This window comes from Dactylosporangium sp. NPDC051485, from assembly GCF_040682015.1.
In the GTDB taxonomy this organism is placed as follows: domain Bacteria; phylum Actinomycetota; class Actinomycetes; order Mycobacteriales; family Micromonosporaceae; genus Dactylosporangium.
Window position 1 is genome coordinate 90,275 of record NZ_JBFAZW010000017.1, and the last position, 13,758, is coordinate 104,032.

The window sequence follows — 13,758 nt, forward strand, 5'->3', positions numbered from 1 at the left end:
GCCAAGAGCAAATGGCTGGGCGATAGTCAACGAAAGGAGGCCCAAGGTGAAATTTCGGGCGGCGGTGGTCGGCCTGGGTAGACAGGCCCTCGATGACCATATCCCGGGGCTTCTCGCATCCGACCACGCGGAACTCGTGGCGGTCTGCGACGAAGACCGAGATGTGCTCCGCGAGCAGCAATACGCGCTGCGAGTCGTGGGATACAGCGACTTCGCCGAGATGTTCCGGGCGGAGCAACCGGATTTCGTGATTGTCACTGTCCCGCACCACGTCGGACATCACGTGATCGAAGCCGCGGCGAAGCATGGCATTCATGTACTCAAGGAGAAGCCATTTGCTACCTCGCTGGTCGAGGCGCGATCGCTGGTCGAGCAGTGCGCCGCGACTGAAATTCAGCTCATGGTGACGTTGCAACGCCGGTTCAATCCCGTCTACACGAGCTTTCAACAACTCGCGGACCAGACCGGCACCCCGTTCATGGTCGAAGCCAAATACACGTTCTTCACCGACGATCCGTCGGAAGGCTGGCGCGGGCGCACCGAGAAGGCGGGCGGCGGTTGCATCATCGACATGGGGTATCACCTCATCGACATGATCCTGTGGTACTTCGGCCTCCCGGACCGGGTTCTCGCCAGCATCTCAGCCAGCGCGCGGCCCGACCGCACCTACGACGCCGAAGATACCGCGCTGCTCCATTTCAGCTACGACAGCGGGCTCTACGGTTCGCTGCTGCTCTCGCGCTACATCGGACCGAAGCAGGAGCAGATCACCCTCGTCGGGAGCAAGGGGATCGTCCACCTCGAACGCGGCCGGATCCGCCGGCTGAGGAACAACGGCGACGTCATCGAATCCCTCGCCCGCGAACAGGCATGGCCGACCGCAGCGACCTGCCAGATCGACTACTTCTGCCGGGTCATCGACGGCACCCGCCCCAACATCAGCAGCCCGGCCGAAAACCTCGCCCACATGCGGTTCATCGCCGCCTGCTACGAGTCGGCGCGCACCAACGCCTACGTCAACCCGAAGGAGATCACGTGACCAGCTCACCTCTGGCCCTGCTCGGTGGTACACCCCTGATCCAGCGGCCCGGCCCGCATTTCACCTGGCCTCCCATCACCGAAACCACCCGGGAAGCGGTGCTACGGCAGCTCGACGCCTCGATCTCCATCTACGACCGCTCCGGGGTCATCGAATCCCTCGAAGACCGCCTCTGCGAATATTTCGGCACCTCCCACGCGGTGCTGACCAGCTCCGGCACGGTCGGGCTCTACTCGGCCTACACGGCTTGTGGCGTGCAGCCTGGAGATGAGGTGATTGTGCCCGCCTACACGTTTCTCGCCACCGCGACACCCCTGTTCCACCTCGGCGCGATTCCCGTGCTGGTCGATTGCGACGAGACCGGAAACTTGGACCCAAAGGCGGTCAAGCACGCGATCACCGCCCGCACCAAGGCGGTGATGGTCACACACATGTGGGGCATCCCCGCGAACGTTCCCGCGCTGCAAGCCGTCACCACAGAGCGTGATGTCTTGCTGCTTGAAGACGCCTCGCACGCCCACGGCGCGGCGATCGGCGGACACATGGTCGGCACCCGCTGCGCCGCAGGAGTGTTCAGTCTCAACGGACCAAAGCCGCTGTCGGCCGGGGAAGGCGGCTTCGTCGCCACCGACGACGACGAAACGTTCTACCGGTTGCTGCTGCACGGGCATTACAACAAGCGATGCCGTAGCGAAATACCCGCCGACCACCCGCTCTACCCCTACGCAACGACCGGGATGGGGCTGAAGTTCCGAATCCATCCGCTGGCGGCTGCAGTTGCACTCGACCAACTCTGCCATCTGGACGAATACCTCGACGGCCGCGAAGCCATCGCCAGGTACATTATCGACGAGCTATCGGGCACGCCGGGAATCAACGTTCCCGATATACCGGACGGACACCGCGCGTCATGGTACGGCCTGCCGCTGCTCTACCAGCCGCACGAACTTGACGGCCTGCCCGTGGACCGTTTCTATCGGGCGCTGCGTGCCGAGGGGTGCCACGAAGCCGACCAGCCGGGATCGACGTGCCCGCTGAACCTGCACCCGCTATTCGCGAATCCCGGACCGCTGTTCCCCGCGTACAGTGAAGCGATTGCCTATGCGGCCGGAGATTTCCCCGTTGCCGAACACATACACGCCAACACGATCAAATTGCCGGTCTGGCACCGCGACGAAGACATCGCAATCGCCGCCGAATACGTCAACGCGATCCGCAAGGTCTCCGAGCACCATCACGACTTGCTAGGGTGATCCCATGATTCAGCGTTCCCTGATCGACCAATTGACTGCTGAAGCGCGCGCCGGTGGCGTACAACAACTCGTCGTCGGTGCCGTCGTGGCCAACGATGGCGCGATCCTGCTGCTCCGTCGACCAACCGACGACTTCACGGGCGGCATCTACGAACTGCCCAGTGGCAAGGTCGAGCCGGGCGAAATCCTCGATGAAGCGCTGAGCCGGGAGGTCAAAGAGGAAAGCGGGCTCGACATCGGGGAGATCACCAGCTACCTCGGCAGCTTCGACTACACCTCGGGAAGCGGCAAAAAGTCGAGACAGTTCAACTTCGCCGTCACGGTCGCCGCGACCGAGCCCGTCATCCTTCAGGAACACGACGAGTACCGCTGGACGCCGATCACCGACGAACCCCCAGTAACCGACGCGGTCAAGGGGGTACTCGCACGATACCGCGAGGAAATCGTCGCATAGCGAGCGGATCGATCGCCCCGGTGCCGGACGTGGTCAGATCGATGCTGCCCAGGCCGAGCCCGGCCGAGTCGAACCCGCAGTAACTGGCTACCGGCCTGCCCGCCGCCCTGGCCCAAGTGCCCGATCTGTGCGCCCGCCGGGGCATCCGCCATCAGCTGGTTGTCGGCGTGACCGCAGCGGTCTGCGCGGTGGTGGCCGGCTACCGCTCCTACACTGCGATCGGCGAATGGGTCGCCGACCTGCCCGCCACCATCACGGCCGACCACGGCGGCGGCATCGCCGACCTGGTCGTTGAACGGCATCGGGCAGCGCTGGGTGCAGCGGGCATCGGAGGGCAGCAGTGGGCAGTCAGGCCGGTGGTAGGTGGCGGAGTAGTAGTTCGGCGGCTCGCTGGCGCAGCTTCGCCGGCGAGCTCCGCCGCTGGCGGCTAAGCTAAGGCGTTGCACGCACCGACTTAGAACGTCACCGAAGCGTACGGCCGCACCGCGAGATCAGCCCCTTTACGGCTCGCCACGTGCGTGGTGAACACCAGCCCGCCAGCGTCGACGGCCTTGAGCGACACCACCCGGCTCGACGGAACCCCCGCCGCGTCGGCCGTGGCCAACACCATCGCGTACGGCTCAGCAACGCCCCGCTCCACCGCCGCGGCAAGCCACGCGTCCAGCAAACCCACCGGATCGGTCGGCGGATCGTCGAACTCCGCCAACCGCGCCGAAGCGTCCCCACTGAACGTCACCATCGACTCATGCCCCTCCCGCCCGACGAACCCGTCGCTTGGCGCAGGCATCCCACCGACACCTGGCTCACCCACGCGGCCAAGCTGTCGTCGGCCAGCGAGGCCAACAAAATGCTCTGTACCGAGCGCGACACCCCCAGCGACGGCACCCCCGACGACGAAGGCACCGTGGGCGACGGGGCCGGGCCTGGCCGAAGACGTGCGCCGATGAATGCTACGCTAAATCGATTTGATGGAGGAAGTCGCGCAATTTTGGCCGTCATGGGAGTTCAGTGGACAAGCGGTTGCCGACCAGGCGTGGCACCAACCTGCCACGGATGGGCGACTTCAACGAGTCGGTGGTGCTCGACGCCATCCGCCGGGTGCCGGCGGGGCTGAGCCGTGTGGAGCTCGTCGAGGCCACCGGCCTGTCCGCGCAGACCGTGTCGAACATCTGCCGGCGCCTGTTGAACAGCGGCCTGGCCCGTGAGGCCGGCACCCGGAGTTCGGGCAGCGGTCAGCCGCGGCGGCTGCTGCAGGTCAACGCGGACGCGCGGTACGCCGTCGGTGTCCATCTCGATCCCGCGGTGGTCACCTTCGTGCTGCTCGATCTGCTGGGCAAGGTGGTGGCGCGCGCGCAGCGTCCCACGCCCGAGGCGGCCGATCCGGACCACACGTTAATCGAGATGAGCGAGTCGATCAATGCGCTCGTGCGCGATTCCGGGGTACCGCGGGAGAATGTCCTGGGGGTGGGCATCGCCGCGCCGGGACCGGTGGACGTGACGTCCGGGCTGGTCATCGCGCCGCCCGAGCTGACCGGCTGGGGCCGGGTGGGGCTGCGCGACTACCTGGCGGAAACCACCGGGCTGCCGGTCCTGCTGGACAAGGACGTGACCGCCGCGGCCGTCGCCGAGCGTTGGGCCGGTGCCGCCACCAACACGGGCAACTTCCTGTTCTTCTACCTGGGCACCGGCTCGGGCATGGGGCTGGTCGTGGACGACGTGGTGCTGCGCGGCTTCTCCGGCAACGCCGGCGAGGTCGGCGGGCTCTACGCCGCCTGCACCACCAACGCCCTGGTCGCCGAGGCGATCGAGCACGGGGTGCTGGGTCCGGAGTTCAAGCCGGCCGGCCCGCGTGACGCGGAGCAGAGCCTGCGGCACCTGTGCCGGCACGCGTCGGCCGGCAACGTGACGGCCGGCGAGATCATCGATCGCTGGGCGGTCCGGGTGGGGCGGGGGGTCAGTGCCGCCGCCACGCTGGTGGACGCGGAGATGGTCGTGTTCGGCGGGCCGATCTGGCCGCTGCTGGCGGACCGGTTCATGGCCATCATCCCGGGCATCGTGGAGAGTTCCCCGTTCGTGGAGCGCATCCACCCGACTGTCGTCACCACGACCGGGCTGGGCATCGACGTCGGTGCGATCGGCGCCGCCTGCCTGGTGCTCGACCAGATCCTGTCGGTCCAGCCGCAGTCGCTGCTGCTGGGCTGACCGGCGCGGCGGCCGGTGTCGTCCGGCCGCCGGTCGGAGCATGGTCACGGGCGGTGGGCGGCGCCGTCGGTACCGCGCAACAGCGCCCAGCGGTCGTGGTGCAGCGGTGGGGGAGCCGGGTAGCGGCGAGCCGCGGTCTCGTCGAAGTCCACCCCGAGGCCCGGCGCTTCGGCGGGGTACAGGCTGCCCCGTTGCGGCACCGGCGCCCCGGGGAAGACCTCCAGCGTGGCGTCGCGGAACCGGGCCGCCTCCTGGATGCCGAACGCCGGCGTGGAGACGTCGAGCGCGACGTTGGCCGCCTGGGCCACCGGGCTGACGTCGCCCGGCCCGTGCGGCGCGGTGCGTACCCCGAACAGCTCGCACGCGGCGACCAGCTTGCGGGTCGGGGTCAGCCCGCCCAGGGTCGGTATCCGCACGCGCGCGAAGTCGATGGCCCGCTGCTCCAGCAGGGGCAGGTATCGGCTCACGTCGTCATACAGCTCGCCGACCGCCAGCGGGACCGGGCCGGCGGCCCGCAGCTGGCCGAAGTACGCGCTGTCCTCGGGCGCGAGCGCATCCTCGAGGAAGTACAGCCCCACGTCGGCGAGTGCGGCGACCAGGTGCCGGGCCTGCGCGGGGGTGAGCCGCTCGTGTACGTCGTGCAGCAGCTCCACCCCGTCGCCGACCCGGCGGCGTACCTCGGCGAGCACCGGTGGGACGTGGTGCAGGTACGCAAGAGAGTCCCATGTGCCGCGCCGGTCTGCCCGGCTGCGGGCCTGCGTGGCGCCCGCGGGCGCGGCACCGTAGGTGTCCACGCCCGGCACCGCCACCTGGACGCGCACGTGCCGGTAACCCGCCTCGACCGCGGCGTCCACCTTGTCCGCGATCTCGCCGGGATCCGCGCCGTCGACGTGGGTGTACGCCTCCGCGCCGTGCCGTGCCCGGCCGCCCAGCAGCGAGTACAGCGGCAGCCCGGCGGCCTTCGCCTTGATGTCCCACAGTGCGACGTCGATGGCGCCCAGGGCGTTGCTGGCGATCGAGCCGCCCCGCCAGTAGCCGCTGTTGTGCAGCAGGCGGTGGATGTCCTCGATGTCGCCGGCGTCGCGGCCACGGATCAGCGGGCCCAGGTACTCGTCCAGCACGGCGCGCACGGCCAGGGTGCGCTGGGGGTCGCTGGCGCAGCCCAGCCCGTACAGCCCCGGCTGGTCTGTCTCGACGCGGACGATGAGATACGGGCAGCCCTGGGGCGCGCACAAAAAGGTGCGTACCCGGGTGATCCGGGCGGCCCCGGCCGGCGCTGGCCACGGCGCGGCCGCCAGCACGTCAGGTGACGGGTCGTCACGTGTCGTGACGTCTGCCTGCGCGGATCCGGGTCCGCCGGAGTTCAGCGATTGTTGCATCGCGGTGCCCACCTTCTCGCGACTGTGACGTGGTTGACACAGTACATCAATTCGATTTACGTTCTCTGGAACGAAGTGGCGCATGTCGATGGCGCCCCTGGACGCGAAGGCTCGGCACCGTGATGACACATGAACGACGCGCGTGGCGGCCGGCGCTGGCCGTTTTGGTGGCACTGGCGCTCGGCGCCACCACCGCCGCCTGTGGCGGCAACTCGTCCGGCAACTCGTCCGGCAAGGAACTGGTGATGTGGACCTTCAAGCAGCCCCACGTCAAGGCGCTGCAGAAGGTCGCGGAAGGATTTCAGAAGGAGACGGGCATCTCGGTCAAGATCGAGTCGTACGGCCCGGACGACGCGTACGTGACCAAGGTGCAGGCGGCGGCACAGACCAAGAACCTGCCCGATCTCTTCGAGGTGCACACCAACGGCGACGACCTCACCTTCGGCGCCGCCGGGCTGCTCACCGACCTGGCCAAGGACGTCGACGACGCCTGGGTGAACAGCTACCTCCCGGCGGTCAAGCAGGACGGCACCGTCACCGAGGAGTACTACAAGAAGTCGCTGGCCCAGGACGCCAAGACCAAGGGCATCCAGCAGGGCCAGCGGTTGAGCGTCCCCCTCACGATCGGCACGTTCGGCATCGTCTACGCCAACAAGCAGCGACTGGCCGATGCCGGCATCACCGCCGCCCCGACCACGTGGGAGGAGTTCATCGCCGACCTGGCGAAGGTCAAGGCGAAGGACCCGGCCAGCGGTGGCGTCACCCTCGGCCTCAAGTCGGCCACCACCGGGCTGGAGTGGCTCATGCAGCCCATGGCCTACGGGATGCTCGGCGCCGACAAGTTCCACGCCCTGTTCGGCAAGGACAAGGCCAGCAACTTCGCCTCCCCGACGGGTGTGCAGGCACTGGAGACCTACGGCCAGATCACCCCATACTGGCTGCCCGGCACGCAGAGCCTCGACATCGACGCGGCGGACCTGGCCTTCGCCCAGGGCAAGTCGACGTTCGACATCGGCGGCACGTTCACCCTGGCGTTCCTGGCGCAGAACGGGCTCGACGCCAGCAACGTGATCACGTTCCCCGTTCCCGCACCGGCCAACGGCGCCATCAAGAACCTGAACCTGGCTCCGTTCACGCTGACCGGCATGTCGGTCTCGGCCACCACCAAGAACCGGGCCGGCGCCATCCAGTGGCTCAAGTACCTGGCCAAGGCGGATGTGTCGGCCACCTTCGCCAAGGAGGCGCTGGACATCCCGCCGACCAACCTGGGCGCCGACCCCAGCTCCGCGGTCGGCCCGGCGCTGGGCGCCATGATCAAGGCGTTCGGCTCCGGTCCCTCGGCGTACAACCCGGGCGACACCTCCTACAAGCCCAACGCGTACGACGGCACTCCCGTCGCCAACGTGCTGATCGACTACACCCCGCTGAAGAAGAAGAGCGCCGCGGAGATCGGCGCGGAGATGACCAAACAGATCGACGCCTTCTGGACCAAGCAGTAATGGCGGTACCGACGATCGCGAAGGGCCCGTCGCCGACCCGGCGGGCCCCGAGCCGCGGCAGGACGAGGTACCGCCCCTCGGAAGTGGCCTGGGGCGCCGCCTTCGTGGCGCCGGCGGTCATCCTGTTCGCGGTGATGGGCGCCTACACCATCGGGTACGGGTTCTCGCTCAGCTTCGCCAAATGGAACGGCTTCACGCCGAACTGGAGCTGGGTCGGCCTGCAGAACTACGCCGACCTGCTGTGGGCCGACCCCAGGTACGCGCCGAGGGTGCGTACCGCCGCGGTCAACACGTTGTGGGTGATGATCGCGGTACCGATCCTGACCGTGCTGGTCAGCTTCCCGCTGGCCGTGCTGCTCAACTCGGTGCGGCGGCTGAAGACCGTGCTCCGCTCGGTGTACTTCCTGCCCCAGGTGACCAGCGGCATCGCCGTGTACTTCGCGTGGATGTACGTGCTGCAACCGGACGGCGCGGTCAACCTGCTGCTGCGATCGCTCGGGCTGGGCAGTCTCCAACAGCCGCAGGGCTTCCTGGGCAACCCGTCGACCGCGCTGCCGACCCTCATCGTGATCACCGTGTGGTCGTCGGTTCCGGTGTCCATGATGCTGTACCTGGCCGGCCTGCAGGCCGTGGACCCGACGCTCGTCGAGGCGGCACGCGTCGACGGCGCCGGCTCCTGGCACATCATCCGGCACGTCATCTGGCCGCTGCTGCGGCCGATCACGGCGATCATCGTCCTGCTCGCCCTGCGGGACTCGCTGCAGGGGTTCCAGACCTTCCTCGTCATGACCAACGGCGGCCCCGGCGACCACACCAACGTCCTCGGCCTCGAGACGTACCGGCTGGCCTTCCTGTCCCTGCTCGGTCCGACCCTCGGTCTGTCCAGCGCGCTGGGCTGGATGCTGTTCGTCGCAGCGGTGATCCTCGCCGCCGTCAACCTTCGAGCCATGCGGAGGGTCACGTGAGCACCGAGACCGTGCGTCCGGCCGCCGCCGCCGCGCCCGCCACCGGCCGGCCCGCGGCCCGCGTGCGCGTCCACTGGTCCCTGCCGGCCGTGCTGGCCCGCGTCGCGGTCGGCCTGCTGCTGTTGCTGTACGCGGCGATCAGCCTGTACCCGTTCCTGTGGATGGTGTCCGCCGCGTTCAAGGACCAGTTCGAGGTGGTGGCCGGCGGGAACCTGATCCCGCACCGGCCGACCCTGCACACCCTCGCCGAGACCTGGAGCGAGCTGCACTTCTTCGACTACTTCCTGAACAGCCTGAAGGTCACCGGGCTGACCGTGCTGCTGGTGCTGGTGATCTACTCGGCGGCCGGCTATGCGTTCTCGGTGCTGCGCTTCCCGGGGCGCAAGGCGCTGTACCGGCTGTTCATGGTGCTGCTGTTCGTGCCCGGGGTGACCGTGCTGCTGCCCGTCGTGCTGCTGGAGAACAAGCTGGGGCTGCTGGGCAGCCACTGGGGGCTGATCCTGCCGTTCGTGAACGGCTCGGCACCGCTGTCCATCCTCATGATGACCAACGCGTTCGACGTCATCCCCGGCGAACTGCGCGAGGCGGCCCGCGTCGACGGCGCCGGCGAACTGCGCATCTTCACCACCATCTATCTGCCGCTGTCGCGACCGGTGCTGGTCACCATCGCCGTCCTCACCGCGATCCCGACCTGGAACGAGTACCTGCTCACGCGGGTCTCGCTCAACGACCCCGGCACGTTCACCCTGCCCATCGCGCTGCAGAACCTGCAGTCCGGCGCGGTGGCGCACTACAACGTCCTGATGGCCGGCGCGCTGATCGTGGTGATACCGGTGATCATCCTGTTCGTCGCGGCGCAACGGTACTTCGTCAACGGCCTGATGGGCGCGGTGAAGGCGTGATCGGCGAGCGGCCCGCGAACCACCCCGGAGGCAACCTGTGACAATCCCTAGGCGTCCCCGAAGCCGGCGATGGTCCCTCATCTGGCCGGTCCTGCTGCTGGCGAGCGCCCTGCTCGTGCCCGTCAGCGCCGCGCACGCCGCGACGGGTCCGGTCATGTACCCGCGCGGCATCGGCGCGGACTTCGGTCCGGACGTGGTCACGCTCGGCGTGCAGGTGCGCGCCGGCGACGACCCGTCGGGCCTGCGCACCGGCACCCTGAACGGCCGCGGGTACTGGCAGACGCAGGTCGCCGCGGGCACGAGCTACGTCGGCGTCACGCCCGACGCGGCTTACGCCTCGAGCGTGGCACAGGCGTCGATCGTCGTCGTGGTCACGTACCACGACACCGGCAGCGGACAGTTGACGCTGCGCACCCCATCCGGCGACACGACGACGATCGCCGAGCTCGCCGGGACGAACGCCTGGCGGCTGGCGGCGGTCGGGCTCGACGGCGCCGCCCTCACCGCCGGTGGCGCGGGTGAGCTGCGCCTCGCCGGGGTCAGCGGCGGCGCCCCCTCGGACATCACCGTCGCCCAGGTCCGGATCACCAAGACCGGACCGCAGGCCACCCTCGGCCCCACCGCGACCGACAACGGCCTCAGCCCGAGGGCCGGCGACAACGAGTCCGGGCTCGTCACCGGCACGATCGCCGGCCGCGGCTACTGGCGGACCAACGCCGCCGCGCCATCGCCGGCGACCAACTACCTGTACCTGAACGTCGCCGACAGCTACGCGTACAACACCACCGACATCGTGATGGTCAGCGTGGACTACCTCGACGCGGGCAACGGCACGCTCTTCCTGCACTACGATTCCCCCGGCGACGAGATCATCGACAAGTTCAAGCCGTCGGCGGTCGTCACCTACGGCAACAGCCAGACGTGGAAGTCCCATGACTTCGTCCTCGACGACGCCATCCTGACCAACCGCACCAACGGATCGGACTTCCGCCTCACCCACGACGGCTCCCCGGTCGAGCTCACGGTGGCCGCCGTGCGGGTGACCGTCGTGCCGCGCCAGCTCGACGTCAAGGCCGGTCTGCGTGACCTCGTCGCCTCGGCGAACCTGGCGCTGTACGCAGCGCGCGAAGGCACCCGCGACGGGCAGTATCCTGCGGGCTCCAAGCCGGCGCTCACGACGGCCATCGCCCAGGCACAGCGTGTGCTCGACGACGCCTCGGCCACCGAGGCGCAGGTGGCGGCGGCGCTGCGGGCGTTGCAGGACACCTACCGGGCGTTCCGCGCCTCGGCCGTCGACACCGACCTGGCCCGCCACGCCACGCTCACCGCCAGCAGCAGCGCTGACGGTTCCAGCCCGCCCGCGGCGAACGACGGCGACGCGACGACCGCGTGGAGCAGCGGCAACGGCGGCAGGGGCGAGTGGCTGCAGGCCGACCTCGGCACGGCGCGGCCGGTCAACGAGGTGACGGTGCAGTGGGGCAACGCCTACTCGCCCGACTACAGCGTCGAGGTTTCCACCGACGGCATCGCCTACGCCGCCGCCGGCCGCTCCGGAGCCCCGGGAAGCAACAGTTCGTCGCGGACCCGGTTCCCGGCCGCGACCGCCCGGTATGTCCGGCTCAACCTCACCGGCTACGCCCCCGGCCTCACCGGCATCGACGTGGCCGGGTTGCAGATCCGCGACCAGCGCGCCGTCGCGCCGTCGCCGACGCTGGTCAAGACCAGGTACCCGACCAGCGACGTGGTGGTCGCCGACTTCGACGCCACCGCGTACGGCGCCGACCCGACGGGGAAGCAGGATGCGACCGCGGCCATCCGGGCGGCGCTGTACGACTGCTACGACTCGGGCGGCGGGACCGTCTGGCTGCCCGAGGGCACCTACCGGGTCACCGACACGGTCGAAGTGCCGGCCTTCTGCACGCTGCGCGGCGACCGGCGCGACCCGGACCAGGGCCGCGGCGCATACGGCACCGTGGTGAGCGCCGATCTCCCCGCCGGCGACAACGGCCCCGTGCTGTTCCGCGTCGGCGGGAGCGCCGGCGTCATGGGCGTCACCACGTACTACCCGCGGCAGAGCGCGACCGCGCCGGTGCCCTACAACGTCACGTTCGAGATCCCGGGCAGCGCCTGGGCCGGCGACGAGAACTACATGATGAGCACGGTCTCCGACGTCACCATGCTCAACTCGTACCGGGGCATCGGCATCAGCACCATGCGCGACGAGCGGGGTCGCCCGCCCGGCAACGGCCAGACCCACGAGTCGGCGACCGTCCGCAACGTCAAGGGCACGGCGCTGCTGGCCGGCGTCGAGGCCTACAACGGCGCCGACGTCGGCACGTGGGAGAACGTCACCCTGAGCAACGCCTACTGGGCCCAGGCCCCGGCGGCGTACAACCCACCGCGGCGCAGCGCGCTCGACGCGTGGACCCGCGCGCACGGCACCGGGTTCATCCTCGGCGACCTGGAGTGGGACCAGTTCGCCGACCTGTCCGCGGCGGACTACCACATCGGCATCCACATCGTGCGGGGGCTGCGGGCCGAGTTCACCGGCATCTTCCAGCGGGTGCGGCTGCAGCGCACCGACATCGCCCTGCAGGTCGACCAGTTCGACGCGCGGTGGGGACTGGCGCTGGCCGCAAGCGACCTGGAAGGCAGCACGGCCGCGGTGGTGAACAACGGGGGCGGCTACGTCAAGCTCACCGACACCAAGCTCACCGGCGCGGTCCAGGGAACGGTGTACCGGCTCGCCGGGACCCCGCCCGCCGGCGACGGAGGATCCGCCGTCGTCAAGCCCGGACGCAACGTCCTCTACGACGTGAGCAAGGCCCCGTACAACACCGTGCGAGGCAACGGCTACGTCCCGGCGCAGGACGCGACGGAGGGCATCCAGCGCACGCTCGACCGTGCGCAGCGCGACGGTGGTGGCGTGGTCTACCTCCCGGCCGGCTGGTACCGGCTCGAAGGACGTCTCGTCGTGCCGGCCGGCGTCGAGCTGCGCGGTGCGTCCCCGGTCCCGAACCGGGACGAGGACGGGCGCAGCGGAGGCACCGTGCTGATGTCCTACGCCGGGCGCAACACCGCCAGGCCGGACACCGACCAGGCCGCGATCACCCTGCGCGGCGAGCGGGCCGGGGTCAGCGGCCTGCGCGTGTTCTACCCGGAGAACAACCCGGCGGCGCCGGGCGGCCTGGTGCCCTACCCCTACGCCATCCGCGGCCAGGGCAGCGGCACCTACGCCGTCAACATCGGCCTGCCGAACGCGTGGAACGCCATCGACATGGCCACGTACCGCAACGACCACTTCCTGGTACGGAAGATCAAGGGCACCTTCGTGCGGCACGGCGTCACCGTCGGCAAGAGCGACGGCGGGCGGATCGAGGGCGTGCTCAGCAACGGCAACACGTTCGTCCGCACCGGCTTCTCCCTGCCCAACTGGGTCCTGGGCAAGGACCTCTTCCCGCAGGTGATCGACGGCTACACCCGCAAGTACGCGGACCTGATCACCGTCGACGGCGCGAACCGGCTGACCGTCGCGGACGCGTTCGGCTACGGCCTGCACAACGGGCTCATCGTGCATTCCGGCGATGTCCGGGTCTTCAACCTGGGCACCGACAATCTGGGGGCCGACGGCTACACCGTGAACGCCGCCGCCGGGAACGTCACCATCGTCAACCTCATGCGCTACAACGGCACCACCAGCGCGGGACGGGTGAGGCTGTACAACGTGATGGTGATCGACATCGTGGAGCACAACGTCACCGCGTCGGTGTCTCCCGGCGGTGCCGGCACCGTCAGGCTGGATGGCAACGACACCAGGCCCGGCTGCTACGAGCACGGCAGCCAGGTCACCGCATCGGCCAGGGCCACGTCCGGTTACCGCTTCGTCAACTGGACCGTGGGCGGCACGGAGATGTCCACCGCCCGGGAATACACGTTCACGGTCACCGGCGATCAGGCGCTGACCGCCAACTTCGCACCCTTGGCACCCTTGGCAGCCTCCGCACCCTTCGCATCCTTCGCACCGGAGAACTGATCATGACGTACATGAAGCGGCTGAGGAGCGTG

11 protein-coding genes are annotated in these 13,758 nt (G+C 69.1%); 9 read left to right on the forward strand and 2 right to left on the reverse strand.

Going from position 1 to position 13,758, the window contains the following annotated elements:
- Positions 1-46: 46 nt before the first annotated feature.
- The 4 genes from AB0M46_RS12620 (at position 47) to AB0M46_RS12635 (ending at position 3,177) form a co-directional block, all read left to right on the forward strand.
- Positions 47-1,039 (forward strand): Gfo/Idh/MocA family oxidoreductase, encoded by a 993-nt coding sequence (locus AB0M46_RS12620; protein WP_363335323.1) that lies wholly within the window; start codon positions 47-49, stop codon positions 1,037-1,039.
- Positions 1,036-2,292, forward strand: coding sequence for a DegT/DnrJ/EryC1/StrS family aminotransferase (locus tag AB0M46_RS12625; protein ID WP_363335325.1), 1,257 nt, complete (start codon positions 1,036-1,038; stop codon positions 2,290-2,292). Before AB0M46_RS12620 ends, AB0M46_RS12625 begins: the two co-directional genes overlap by 4 nt.
- 4 nt (positions 2,293-2,296) lie before the next feature.
- Entirely contained in the window at positions 2,297-2,746 is a 450-nt protein-coding gene (locus AB0M46_RS12630; RefSeq protein WP_363335327.1) for an NUDIX hydrolase, read from the forward strand.
- A gap of 116 nt (positions 2,747-2,862) precedes the next feature.
- Entirely contained in the window at positions 2,863-3,177 is a 315-nt protein-coding gene (locus AB0M46_RS12635) for a hypothetical protein (RefSeq protein ID WP_363335328.1), read from the forward strand.
- Between the two features lie 23 nt (positions 3,178-3,200).
- On the opposite strand, the gene AB0M46_RS12640 is transcribed toward AB0M46_RS12635, so the two are convergent.
- Positions 3,201-3,485: a pyridoxamine 5'-phosphate oxidase family protein gene (locus AB0M46_RS12640; protein ID WP_363335330.1), complete on the reverse strand. Its 285-nt coding sequence runs from the start codon at positions 3,483-3,485 to the stop codon at positions 3,201-3,203.
- A gap of 314 nt (positions 3,486-3,799) precedes the next feature.
- On the opposite strand from AB0M46_RS12640, the gene AB0M46_RS12645 reads away from it, so the two are divergent.
- Positions 3,800-4,948 carry an ROK family transcriptional regulator gene (locus AB0M46_RS12645; RefSeq protein WP_363335332.1) on the forward strand — a complete coding sequence of 383 codons (1,149 nt, stop codon included), beginning with the start codon at positions 3,800-3,802 and terminating at the stop codon, positions 4,946-4,948.
- Positions 4,949-4,992: 44 nt separating this feature from the next.
- On the opposite strand, the gene AB0M46_RS12650 is transcribed toward AB0M46_RS12645, so the two are convergent.
- The gene (locus AB0M46_RS12650; protein ID WP_363335334.1) at positions 4,993-6,327 is read right to left on the reverse strand and encodes an enolase C-terminal domain-like protein; all 1,335 of its coding nucleotides are present in this window, start codon (positions 6,325-6,327) and stop codon (positions 4,993-4,995) included.
- 122 nt (positions 6,328-6,449) lie between these two features.
- Between AB0M46_RS12650 and AB0M46_RS12655 the strand changes: the two genes are divergently transcribed.
- The 4 genes from AB0M46_RS12655 to AB0M46_RS12670 are packed head-to-tail and all read left to right on the forward strand — an operon-like array spanning position 6,450 to position 13,726.
- On the forward strand, positions 6,450-7,826 hold the full coding sequence (locus AB0M46_RS12655; protein ID WP_363335336.1) for an extracellular solute-binding protein: 1,377 nt from the start codon (positions 6,450-6,452) through the stop codon (positions 7,824-7,826).
- A complete protein-coding gene (locus AB0M46_RS12660) occupies positions 7,826-8,791 on the forward strand; it encodes a sugar ABC transporter permease (protein WP_363335338.1) in 966 nt (321 codons plus the stop codon). The genes AB0M46_RS12655 and AB0M46_RS12660 overlap by 1 nt, the downstream gene beginning before the upstream one ends.
- Entirely contained in the window at positions 8,788-9,693 is a 906-nt protein-coding gene (locus AB0M46_RS12665) for a carbohydrate ABC transporter permease (RefSeq protein WP_363335340.1), read from the forward strand. The genes AB0M46_RS12660 and AB0M46_RS12665 overlap by 4 nt, the downstream gene beginning before the upstream one ends.
- Positions 9,694-9,730: 37 nt before the next feature.
- Positions 9,731-13,726 (forward strand): discoidin domain-containing protein, encoded by a 3,996-nt coding sequence (locus AB0M46_RS12670; protein ID WP_363335342.1) that lies wholly within the window; start codon positions 9,731-9,733, stop codon positions 13,724-13,726.
- The last annotated feature ends 32 nt before the right edge of the window (positions 13,727-13,758 follow it).

What these genes read in the sequence shown, in the direction of transcription:
- AB0M46_RS12640 (WP_363335330.1), bottom strand. Translation starts at nt 3,485, where the DNA reads ATGGTGACGTTCAGTGGGGACGCTTCGGCGCGGTTGGCGGAGTTCGAC.
- AB0M46_RS12650 (WP_363335334.1), bottom strand. Translation starts at nt 6,327, where the DNA reads ATGCAACAATCGCTGAACTCCGGCGGACCCGGATCCGCGCAGGCAGAC.
- AB0M46_RS12655 (WP_363335336.1), top strand. Translation starts at nt 6,450, where the DNA reads ATGACACATGAACGACGCGCGTGGCGGCCGGCGCTGGCCGTTTTGGTG.
- AB0M46_RS12660 (WP_363335338.1), top strand. Translation starts at nt 7,826, where the DNA reads ATGGCGGTACCGACGATCGCGAAGGGCCCGTCGCCGACCCGGCGGGCC.
- AB0M46_RS12645 (WP_363335332.1), top strand. Translation starts at nt 3,800, where the DNA reads ATGGGCGACTTCAACGAGTCGGTGGTGCTCGACGCCATCCGCCGGGTG.
- AB0M46_RS12630 (WP_363335327.1), top strand. Translation starts at nt 2,297, where the DNA reads ATGATTCAGCGTTCCCTGATCGACCAATTGACTGCTGAAGCGCGCGCC.